This window comes from Sphingomonas sp. 10B4 (assembly GCF_035019905.1).
Classification (GTDB): domain Bacteria; phylum Pseudomonadota; class Alphaproteobacteria; order Sphingomonadales; family Sphingomonadaceae; genus Sphingomonas; species Sphingomonas glacialis.
Map to the genome: position 1 here is coordinate 1 of NZ_JASJVC010000097.1, position 10,053 is coordinate 10,053.

Consider the following 10,053-nt stretch of genomic DNA (forward strand, 5'->3'; position numbering starts at 1 on the left):
AGATGTGTATAAGAGACAGACTTGAAGGTCAGCCCGTTCACGAAACCCCACGCGAACAGCGCGACAATGACCGAAACGATCACGATCGACACCACTTTGCTGCCACTCGTATTGCGATCAGCGTATGCCATTCAGAAACGAAACTCCTCTATTCCGGCACGACGGTCCAAGCCGATCCGTAACGTCCGCTCGTTATCCGGCCTGTCATGGGCTAGTGTATCCTGGACAGACCACAACCTCTATCGTGCCAAAAACCACGACGCAAACGCTTTGTCTCACGCAACAAACGTACAACCTCACCGTGGCAGAATTATTTCTGTTTAAAAATGTCGTGACCAGCTAATCCAGCAGCATGCCGATACCGCTTAAATTCGCTCTCGCAGCCGCCCTGCTCGGCCTGCCCGCAACCCTCGCCGCGGGGCAGCAAACCCGTGCAAATCCGACAGATGTCGCGATTCCGGCGTTATATTATGCCGACTATGCCGACCTCGTCGTCGCGGCGCCGGTGATCGTCGATGCGACGATCCGGAGCCAGCTTCGGCTCAAGCCTGCCGATGCACCGGACCTCCCACCGAATATCGTGCGACTGTACGTCGAGGCCGACGTCACCGCGCTGATTCGCGGCACCACCGCCGTTCCGCCGCGGCTCGGCTACACGCTCGACGTCCCGCTCGATGCCCATGGGCGAGTCCCGCGCTATCGCAAGGCGCGGGTGCTGTTGTTCGCGCGCAGTGTCGCAAGCAACGCTGGCCAGGTCCAGCTCGTCCGGCCCGACGGACAGCGCAGCTGGACCCCGACGGGCGACGGGCTCACCCGCCGAATCGTCCGCGAAGTGCTCGCCCCCGACGCGCCGCCAACGGTGACCGGCATAGGAAATGCCGTGCATACGCGCGGCGATCTGCCCGGCTCGGGCCAGACGCAGATCTTCCTGACGACCAGCGACAGCCGTCCGATCTCGTTCGATATCGAACGCAAGCCCGATCAGCCGCCGCATTGGGTGATCGCGCTTAGCGAAGTGGTCGACCAATCTGCCCCACCACCGGCGCGCGATACGCTCTTGTGGTATCGCCTCGCCTGCACCCTGCCGGCCACGCTGCCCGACACCTCGGTCCCGCAAAGCGGCGACGATGCGACGATCGCGCGCGAAGATTATGCGCTGGTCGTGCGCGAGCTCGGTGCGTGCGAGCGCGGGGGGAGACGCTAGAAACACCCCCGGGCACAAGGCCGAAGCGACACCTTAGCGAACCTCGAGCACCTGCCCCGTCGTCGAATGTGCGCTGACGAGATAGTCGGCCGCAGCGACCACGGCGTCGCAGTTCGCATCCGCCCCCACATCGAGCGCGGCAAGGCGCGTGTGCGGCGCAAGTTCGACCGCGAGCGGCGTGACCGCCGCCAGCAGCATGGCGCGATCGAGCGCTGCAACGCGCGCGTCGATCACCAGCAAGATCATCCCGGATTCGCGCGGCACCGTACGCACGGCGGCGACCGCGTCGCGATCATCGCCGAAAACCAGCGCCGACCGCGTGCCGAGCGCCGCCGCAAGCGCCGCCCTCACCGCCGGTTCCGCACCAGGGTAATGCCGATCGACTCGCCCGCCTCGGCGATGGCGAGCTTGACGATCGACACCTCGACGCGCGTGACCCGGCTGTCCTGCAGGAACAGCGTCTCGCAAATATGGTCTGCCACAGCCTCGACCAGCTTGAAATGCACGCCCGTCGGCAATGCGGTCGTCGCCGCGTGCTTGAGGTCGAGATAGTTCTTCGAGGCGGCCAGCGGCGTCTCGGGATCGAAGCGATCGGGCACCGCCAGATCGACCGTCAGCGAGATCCGCAGCGGCTGCGGCAAATGCGTCTCCTCCGAATAGATGCCGGTCAGCACCATCACTTCGAGGTCGTGCACGTTGAGCGTCAAACGGTCGGTCAAATCGATCCCAATCCTGGTCGTATCGCCGCGCCCCATAGCAGAAGTCGCCGTGTGAGGAACCTTTGCCATACGATGACGCTTGCGTTGGGGCTGATCGGGGGTAAAGCGCGCGGCCCGCGTGCTGCCATGCGGCCATGAAGGATCAACGCCCGTGATCGAGGTCTTGCCGATTGCCGCTGTCGCGCCCGACGCCGTCGAGGCGTTGCTCGACCGTGCCTTCGGGACCGACCGCCACGGCCGAACGGCATACCGAATCCGCGAAGGCATGACCGCGATCCCCGCGCTGAGCCTCGCCGCAGTCGAGGACGGCGCGTTGATCGGCACGATCCAGTGCTGGCCGATTCGCTTCGCCGGTGACGACGGCGGCGACGTCGCGATGGTGCAAGTCGGCCCCGTCGCGGTCGCGCCCGATCGCCAGCAAGGCGGCATCGGCCGCATGCTGACGGCACGCGCGCTGGCCGCGGCCGAAGCCGCGGGGCTCGACGATGCGCTGACGCTGATCGGCGACCCCGAATATTACAGCCGCTTCTTCGGCTTCGACGCAGCGCGCACAGCCGCGTGGCGCGTGCCCGGCCCGGTCGAGCGGCATCGCCTGCTCGCCCGCGGCGCGAACGTCCCGACCGTCGCCGGCCTGCTCGGACCGCGCGTCGCCGCGCTGGTCTGACGCGACGCGACTTTACGAGGCGGCGCGCCTGTCCTACCGCCACCGCCATGCCCATGGAGCCGATCCCCGACCTTTCCGCTTTGTCGCTCGCCGACATCGCCCGCCTTGCCGAAGAGCAGAAGCTGCCCCCGGTCGAACGCTGGAACCCGACGCATTGCGGCGACAGCGAAATGCGCATCGCGCGCGACGGGACGTGGTTCCACCAAGGATCGCCGATCGGACGCCAGGCGATGGTGCGGCTGTTCTCGACGATCCTGCGGCGCGAGGCCGATGGCGGCTATGTCCTCGTCACCCCGGTCGAGAAGCTCGACATTGACGTCGAGGACGCGCCGTTCGTCGCGGTCGAGCTGAAAGCATCGGGCGAAGGGCGTGCTGCGATGCTGACCTTCCGGCTCAACACCGGCGATCTCGTCACCGCCGATGCCGATCATCCGCTGCGCTTCGAACCGCGCGACGATGGCCCCCGCCCCTATCTGCGCGTCCGCGGCGAGCTCGACGCGGTCGTGGCGCGGACGGTCTATTACGAACTCGCGCAGCGCGCGATCGATGGCGGCGACACCCCGCCCGGCGTGTGGAGCGGCGGCGCGTTCTTCGCGCTGGAGCCCGCGGCATGACGCTCGTCGAACGGCTTCGCCAGGCGATGGCGATCGGCCACGCCGACACCGTGCTGCTCACCGGCGACCATGTCGATGTCGAGTCGATCGCGAGCCCGCTCGCCCAGGCCGCGGTGCTGATCCCGGTGACCGATCGTGCTGAGCCCGGCGTGATCCTGACGCTTCGCACCGACACGCTGTCGCGCCATGCCGGACAAGTCGCCTTCCCTGGCGGCCGCGTCGATTCGGGCGATGCCGATGCGATCGCCGCCGCCTTGCGCGAAGCCGAGGAAGAAATCGCGCTGCCGCGTGACCGTGTGACGATCGTCGGCGAGGCCGACCGCTATCGTACCGTCACCGGGTTCGAGGTGACGCCGGTGATCGGCGTCGTGCCGCCCGATCTGGTGTTCACCCCGGCGATCGCCGAAGTGGCCGAAGTGTTCGAGGTCCCGCTCGGCTTCCTGCTCGACTCGGGCAACCACACCGAAGCCAGCGTCGAGTGGCAGGGGCGCAACCGGCATTATTACGAGATCCATTGGGACGGCCACCGCATCTGGGGCGCGACCGCGGCGATGATCGTCAATCTGTCGCGCCGGCTGCGATGGAACGGCTGATCCTTCCCGCCGCCGCGTGGCGGACGCGGCCGGGATTGCCCGAACTGTGCGAAGTGCTCGGTGCTGGCCGCGGCGAGACGCGCTATGTCGGTGGCGCGGTGCGCGACACGCTGCTCGGAATCGAAGTCGCCGATGTCGATCTGGCGACGCGCCATACCCCTGAAGACGTGATCGACTTGCTCGCGCGGGCGCGGATCAAGGCGGTTCCGACGGGGCTCGCGCATGGCACGATCACCGCGGTCCTCGCCGATGGCGCGCCGATCGAAGTGACGACGCTGCGCCGCGACACCGCGACCGACGGCCGCCACGCGACGGTCGCCTTCACCGACGATTGGCGCGAGGATGCGGCGCGGCGCGATTTCACGATCAACGCGCTCTATGCCGATCCGGCGAGCGGCGAGATCTTCGACTATTTCGGCGGGCTCGACGATCTCGCGGCGCGGCGCGTGCGCTTCATCGGCGATCCGTTGCAGCGCATCGCCGAGGATCATTTGCGCATCCTGCGCTTCTTCCGCTTCCATGCGCGCTTCGGCGACGCACCCGATGCGGCGGGGCTCGACGCCTGCACGCAGCGCGCCAACGATCTGATGGCGCTGTCGCGCGAACGGATCTCGGCGGAATTCCTCAAACTGCTCGTCGCGCCGAATGCGGTCGCGACGCTTGCGTTGATGATCGCGCGCGGCATCCTGCTGCCGGTCCTGCCCGAGATCGACGATTCTGGGGTAAGTCGCCTCGCACGCGTCGCTGCGGCCGAAGTGCACGCCGAACTCGCGCCCGATCCGCTCCGCCGCCTCGCGGCAGTGCTGCCACGCGACCCCGTGCTCGGCGAAAACGTCGGTGCACGGCTCAAACTGTCGAACGCGCAGCGCAAGCGGATCGTCTCGGCGCTGACCGATCCGACCGACTCGCCGCATCCGCTCGCCTATCGGCTGGGGCGCGACGGCGCGCTCGACCGCTGGCTCCTGACCGTCGAGGATGCGGCGGACGCGGTGCGCGGCGCACGCGAGATCGTCGCCTGGGAGATCCCGCGCTTTCCGCTGACCGGGGGGGCGCTCGTCCAGCGCGGCGTCATCAAGGGGCCCGACGTGGCGCGCTTGCTCAAGCAGATCGAGGATCGGTGGGTGGCAGAAAGCTTCCCCGACGCCGCGCGCGCGCACGCGATCGCCGACGAAGCCGTCGCTCAGTGGCGGTCCTCGACCAGCATCGCATAAGCCGCCTCGGCCTCGAGCGGCCGCGCATAGAGATAGCCCTGGCCGTAGGTGCAGCCCAGCGCCGCCAGCGTCTGCGCGAGTTCGTTGGTTTCGATCCCCTCGGCCGTGGTCTTCATGCCGAGCGCTTGCGCCAGCGACAGGACCGCACGGACGATCGCGATCTTGTCGCGATCGGCGAGCATCCCGCTGACGAAGCTGCGATCGATCTTGAGAATGTCGATCGGCAGCTTCTGGAGATAGGCGAGGTTCGAATAGCCCGTCCCGAAATCGTCCATCGCGATCGTCGTACCGAGTCGCTTCAAGGCGTGCATGATCCCGGCGATTCGGTCGGGATCGGTGACCAACGCACTTTCGGTCAGCTCGAGCGTGAAGCGCGAGCCCTCGAGTCCGTAAGCCGAGAGCGCAGCCTCGACGACGGGGGCGATGGTATCGCGCTGCAGCTGGATCGCCGAGAGATTGACCGCGAGTCGCACGCCGCAATGGCCGCCACAGCGCGCATCCCACTGCGCGAGCGTCGCGGCGGCTTCCTGGATCGCCCAGCGCCCGAGCGGCACGATCAGCCCCGATTCCTCGGCGACCGGGATGAAATCGTTGGGCGAATATTCCACGCCGTTCTCATCGCGCCAGCGCGCGAGCGATTCGAACGCGACGAGCTGCCCAGTCGAAAGGTCGCGAATCGGCTGATAGGTCAGTCGCATCTGCCCGCGCTCGATCGCGCGGCGCAGCGCGGTTTCCATGCCGAACTGTTCGCGCGCGATGTCGAACGCCTGCGTCTGATAGGCTTCGGTCTTGCCCGTCGCCTTCGAACGCTTGACCGCGAATTGCGCGTGGCGGATCAATTCCTCGCCATCTTCGATCGCCGCCGCGCCGAACGAAATGCCGATCGAGCAGGCGACGCGAATCTCGAAGTCGGAGAGGCGGAACGGCGTCGACAGCGCGCCCTGGATTCGCCGCGCGACGCGCTCGGCATCGCCGACCCCGTCCTCGAGCGTCAGCAGGATGCCGAATTCGTCGCCGCCGGTGCGTGCGAGCACGTCCTGCGCGCGCAACGCCCCCTTGAGACGGCGTGCCACGGTGATGAGCAGTTCGTCGCCCGCCATCGATCCCAGACAGGCATTGACTCGACTGAAGCGATCGAGATCGATCACCAACACGGCGTAATTCGCACGCTCGGTCGGTTCTTCGAGCAACATTTCGAGCCGATCGCTGAACCCGGCACGGTTGGGCAGCCCGGTCAGACTGTCGGTGAGCATCTCACGCCGCAGATTGTGTTCGGTGCGCAATTCGGCGGTCTGGTCGACCAAAGCGAGCATGCAGCGCTGCAGTGGATTGCGTTCGAGCCGTGCGAGCGTTGCCTGATAGTAATGGCAATCGACCTTGTCGCCGAACTCGACCGAGAATTCGGTGCGCAGCGTATCGCCCTCGATGAACGCTACGATCTGCGGCTCGATCTGCGCGATCAGCGAACGCCGCCGGTCGTTCATGCCGAGGCCGGCAATTTCATACGCGCGGTTGGCGATCTGAACCGTCACCCCCGAGTCGCCGAGCGCGACCATCGCCGCGGGGATCGGCAAAAGGTCGATCATCCGAGCCGCCATCGCCACCGATGTCGGGTAAGCCTCCAGCGCCGCCGAGGGCATCGGAGGGGTCGCATGCGTCAGCACGGGATTGGACTTCGGCGCCATAGTCCTGGCGATAGGGTCGATTCGTTAACATCCCTCTTAGTCGAAACGATTTTCCCCGATTTCCGCCAGAAATCCGATGCTTTGCAAACAGATGGGCGCGGTTGTTCGCGCTAGAATCGATTGTCGCGCGGGAAGCCGTTGGGCGGCATCCGCCCCGCCGCGCCCCGCGCTGCGCGCCACGGCGCGAGGTCGGTTTCGGTGCGCGTCCGGCCGGTATCGCCCCCCATCGGCCAGCTCAGTCCCTCGGCAAAGACGAAGGTGATCGCATCCGACAAGCCGCCATCGCGGAAGCGCATCAGCTGCACCCCCTGCCCGCGCGACAGCTCGGCAAGCTCGCTCAGCGGGAAGACGAGCAAGCGGCGATTGTCACCGATCGCCGCGACATAATCGTGCGCCGGATCGACTGGGCGGACGAGCTTGAGCTTGGCGCCGAGTCGCGGCGTGACGACGGTCTTGCCCTTGCGCGTCTCGGCGATGATGTCGGCGGTGCGCACGAGGAAGCCGCGCCCGTCGGTCGCCGCGACGAGCAGCTTTTCGGCAAGGCTCGCGCGGAAGATCTCGACGATATCGACATCGCCATCGAGATCGATCATCAACCGCACCGGCTCGCCGAAACCGCGCCCACCCGGCAGGCGATCGGCCGCGAGCGTGTAGAAACGGCCATTCTCGGCGGCGATCATGATCTTGTCGGTGGTCTGCGCGGTGAAGTCGAACGCCGCAGCGTCGCCGTCCTTGAACTTCACGGCGGCGACCCCGGCGGCATCGAGATGCCCCTTCATCGCGCGAATCCAGCCGCGCTGCGACAGGATCACGGTGATCGGCTCGCGCTCGATCATCGCTTCCAACGGGATGTCGCGCGCGGGGGCGGCCTCGGCGACGGTGGTGCGACGGCGGCCGAGCTTGGTTTCGGGGCCATAGCGCTCGCGCAGCTTGCCGAAATCCTTCTTGAGCCGCGTGCGCTGCCGCGCTTCGCTGCCGAGCAGCGCCTCGAGCCCCGAGCGCTCGTTCTCGAGCCCGTCGCGCTCCTTGCGCAGCTCCATTTCCTCGAGCCTTCGGAGCGAGCGCAACCGCATGTTGAGGATCGCCTCGACCTGGCGGTCGTTGAGTTCGAACTCGGCCATCATCACTGGCTTGGGTTCGTCCTCGGTGCGGATGATCTCGATCACGCGGTCGAGGTTGAGATAGGCGATGATATAGCCGTCGAGCAGCTCGATCCGGTCACGGATCTTGTCGAGCCGGTGCGCGGTGCGGCGCTGGAGCACGATGAACTGGTGCGTGATCCACGCGAGCAGCGCCTGGCGCAAGCTCATCACGCGCGGCGTGCGGTCGGCGTCGAGCAGATTGAGGTTCATGCTGAAGCGGACCTCGAGGTCCGTCATCTTGAACAGGCTCTCCATCAGCATGTCGGGCTCGACCGAGCGGCTGCGCGGTTCGATCACGACGCGGATTTCCGAATCCGATTCGTCGCGGACGTCGGCGAGGATCGGCAGCTTCTTGTCGTTGATCAGCGCGGCGATCTGCTCGATCAATTTGCCCTTCTGCACGCCGTACGGGATCTCGGTGATGATCGCGTTCCAGCCGCCCCCCTTCTCCTTCTCGATGCTCCAGCGCGCGCGGAGGCGAAAGCCGCCGCGGCCGGTGGCATAGGCCTCGGCGATCGCCGCGGGCGAATCGACGACGAGCCCGCCGGTCGGGAAATCGGGCCCCTGGATATGCTGCAGCATCGCGGCATCGTCAGCCTCGGGCTGGTCGATCAGCATGATCGCCGCGTCGTACAGCTCGGCGACATTGTGCGGCGGGATGTTGGTCGCCATGCCGACCGCGATCCCCGCCGCGCCATTGGCGAGCAGGTTGGGGAAGGCGCCGGGGAAGAGCTCGGGCTCCTGCTCTTCGTTATTGTAGGTCGGCTTGTAGTTGACCGCGTCCTCGTCGAGGCCCGCCATCAGGTCCATCGCGACCTGCGTCAGCCGCGCCTCGGTGTAGCGGAAGGCGGCGGCGCCATCGCCGTCGATATTGCCGAAATTGCCTTGCCCTTCGACCAGCGGGTAGCGGACCGAGAAATCCTGCGCGAGGCGGACCATCGCGTCGTACACCGACGAATCGCCGTGCGGGTGATATTTGCCGATCACCTCGCCGACGACGCGCGCCGATTTCTTGTACGGCGTGCTCGGGTCCATCCGCAGCTGGCGCATCGCCCATAGCAGGCGGCGGTGGACCGGCTTCATCCCGTCACGCACGTCGGGCAGCGAGCGCGCGGTGATCGTCGAAAGCGCATAGACGAGGTAGCGATCGCTCAGCGCGCTATCGAACGGCGCGTCGACGATGGCGTTGAAGGGATCGGTCACATCGGTTGGCATCCTCCGGCGATAGCAGCGCTATTCGCTGGTGGCGAGATGCCAGCGCGGCGTTTACAGGCGAGGCATGCTGCGTCTTCTCCCGCTCGCCCTGATCGCTGTATCGACAGCCTCCATGTCTCAGACCCCGCCCCCCGCTCCCGCCGTGCCTGCGCCCGCCGCGCTGCTGACCTGGCCCGACCTGACCAAGCGTCCCCAGCCGGCCCCCGATGCGACAGTCGATTACGGCCCCGACGCCTTGCAGAAGGTCGACGTCTGGCTGCCCGCCGGTCGCGGCAAGCATCCCGTCGTGGTGATGGTGCATGGCGGCTGCTGGACGACGAGCATCGCCGACCGCCGCCTGATGAACTGGATCGCCGACGATCTGCGGCGCGACGGCATCGCGGTGTGGAACGTCGAATATCGCGGCGTCGATAAGAGCGGCGGCGGCTATCCGGGAACCTTCCTCGATGCGGGCGCGGCGGCTGATGCGCTGCGCACGCATGCGGCGGAGTATCACCTCAATACCAAGCGAATCGTCGTCGTCGGGCATTCGGCGGGCGGGCATCTTGCCTTGTGGCTCGCCGGTCGGTCGCGGATCGCGCCGACGAGTCCGCTCTATACGGCGCACCCGCTGAAGATCACCCATGTGGTCAGCCTGGGCGGCTTGCCCGATCTCGAGGCGACCGGGGCGAGCCCCGACAATGGCTGCGGCGTCGAGGTCGTCGCGCAGCTCGTCGGCAAGCCCGGTGCGCGTGCGGATGTCTATGCCGACACCTCGGCCCCTCGGCTGCTGCCGCTCGGCGTGCCGCAGGATCTGGTCAACGGGCGCGAGGACAAGATCATCCCGGTGCGACTCGGAACGGACTATGTCGCGGCGGCACAGGCCAAAGGCGACAGGGCGACGCTGCATCTGGTCGAGCGGACGGGGCATGTCGAACTGATCGCGCCAGAGAGCGCGGCTTGGGCGCAAGCGAAGACGCTGATCGCGGCGGGGCTGAAGAAGTGAGCCTGTCTCTTATACACATCT

General features: G+C 66.9%; 10 protein-coding genes. 6 read left to right on the plus strand and 4 right to left on the minus strand.

Features of this window, described 5'->3' with window-relative positions:
• The first annotated feature begins 352 nt into the window (after positions 1-352).
• A complete protein-coding gene (locus QN347_RS17625; protein WP_133189833.1) occupies positions 353-1,204 on the plus strand; it encodes a hypothetical protein in 852 nt (283 codons plus the stop codon).
• A gap of 33 nt (positions 1,205-1,237) precedes the next feature.
• Here the strand turns inward: QN347_RS17625 and QN347_RS17630 are convergent, their stop codons facing one another.
• The gene (locus QN347_RS17630; RefSeq protein WP_322160318.1) at positions 1,238-1,555 is read right to left on the minus strand and encodes a Rossmann fold domain-containing protein; all 318 of its coding nucleotides are present in this window, start codon (positions 1,553-1,555) and stop codon (positions 1,238-1,240) included.
• Positions 1,552-1,923, minus strand: coding sequence for a dihydroneopterin aldolase (locus QN347_RS17635; protein WP_133189837.1), 372 nt, complete (start codon positions 1,921-1,923; stop codon positions 1,552-1,554). The genes QN347_RS17630 and QN347_RS17635 overlap by 4 nt, the downstream gene beginning before the upstream one ends.
• A gap of 151 nt (positions 1,924-2,074) precedes the next feature.
• Here QN347_RS17635 and QN347_RS17640 point away from each other — a divergent pair, with 151 nt between their 5' ends.
• From QN347_RS17640 to QN347_RS17655, 4 genes are read left to right on the plus strand one after another with little or no spacing between them, the layout of a single operon-like run.
• Positions 2,075-2,587 (plus strand): N-acetyltransferase, encoded by a 513-nt coding sequence (locus tag QN347_RS17640; protein ID WP_322160319.1) that lies wholly within the window; start codon positions 2,075-2,077, stop codon positions 2,585-2,587.
• Between the two features lie 47 nt (positions 2,588-2,634).
• A complete protein-coding gene (locus tag QN347_RS17645) occupies positions 2,635-3,201 on the plus strand; it encodes a DUF1285 domain-containing protein (protein WP_322160321.1) in 567 nt (188 codons plus the stop codon).
• A complete protein-coding gene (locus QN347_RS17650) occupies positions 3,198-3,794 on the plus strand; it encodes a CoA pyrophosphatase (RefSeq protein WP_189675415.1) in 597 nt (198 codons plus the stop codon). Before QN347_RS17645 ends, QN347_RS17650 begins: the two co-directional genes overlap by 4 nt.
• The gene (locus QN347_RS17655) at positions 3,782-5,005 is read left to right on the plus strand and encodes a CCA tRNA nucleotidyltransferase (RefSeq protein ID WP_322160323.1); all 1,224 of its coding nucleotides are present in this window, start codon (positions 3,782-3,784) and stop codon (positions 5,003-5,005) included. Before QN347_RS17650 ends, QN347_RS17655 begins: the two co-directional genes overlap by 13 nt.
• On the opposite strand, the gene QN347_RS17660 is transcribed toward QN347_RS17655, so the two are convergent.
• Together QN347_RS17660 and parC are read right to left on the minus strand one after the other, a co-directional pair.
• Positions 4,975-6,690: a putative bifunctional diguanylate cyclase/phosphodiesterase gene (locus QN347_RS17660; protein WP_229839238.1), complete on the minus strand. Its 1,716-nt coding sequence runs from the start codon at positions 6,688-6,690 to the stop codon at positions 4,975-4,977. The two genes, QN347_RS17655 and QN347_RS17660, sit on opposite strands and share 31 nt — an antisense overlap.
• Before the next feature lie 110 nt (positions 6,691-6,800).
• Complete coding sequence (parC, locus tag QN347_RS17665; protein WP_322160325.1) at positions 6,801-9,047, minus strand: DNA topoisomerase IV subunit A; 2,247 nt, start codon at positions 9,045-9,047, stop codon at positions 6,801-6,803.
• Between the two features lie 112 nt (positions 9,048-9,159).
• Here parC and QN347_RS17670 point away from each other — a divergent pair, with 112 nt between their 5' ends.
• On the plus strand, positions 9,160-10,032 hold the full coding sequence (locus QN347_RS17670) for an alpha/beta hydrolase (protein ID WP_322160327.1): 873 nt from the start codon (positions 9,160-9,162) through the stop codon (positions 10,030-10,032).
• The last annotated feature ends 21 nt before the right edge of the window (positions 10,033-10,053 follow it).

Bases quoted from the DNA above. Each gene is read 5' to 3' on its own strand.
- QN347_RS17625 (WP_133189833.1), top strand. From the start codon at position 353: ATGCCGATACCGCTTAAATTCGCTCTCGCAGCCGCCCTGCTCGGCCTG.
- QN347_RS17645 (WP_322160321.1), top strand. From the start codon at position 2,635: ATGCCCATGGAGCCGATCCCCGACCTTTCCGCTTTGTCGCTCGCCGAC.
- QN347_RS17650 (WP_189675415.1), top strand. From the start codon at position 3,198: ATGACGCTCGTCGAACGGCTTCGCCAGGCGATGGCGATCGGCCACGCC.
- QN347_RS17655 (WP_322160323.1), top strand. From the start codon at position 3,782: ATGGAACGGCTGATCCTTCCCGCCGCCGCGTGGCGGACGCGGCCGGGA.
- QN347_RS17660 (WP_229839238.1), bottom strand. From the start codon at position 6,690: ATGGCGCCGAAGTCCAATCCCGTGCTGACGCATGCGACCCCTCCGATG.
- parC (WP_322160325.1), bottom strand. From the start codon at position 9,047: ATGCCAACCGATGTGACCGATCCCTTCAACGCCATCGTCGACGCGCCG.
- QN347_RS17670 (WP_322160327.1), top strand. From the start codon at position 9,160: ATGTCTCAGACCCCGCCCCCCGCTCCCGCCGTGCCTGCGCCCGCCGCG.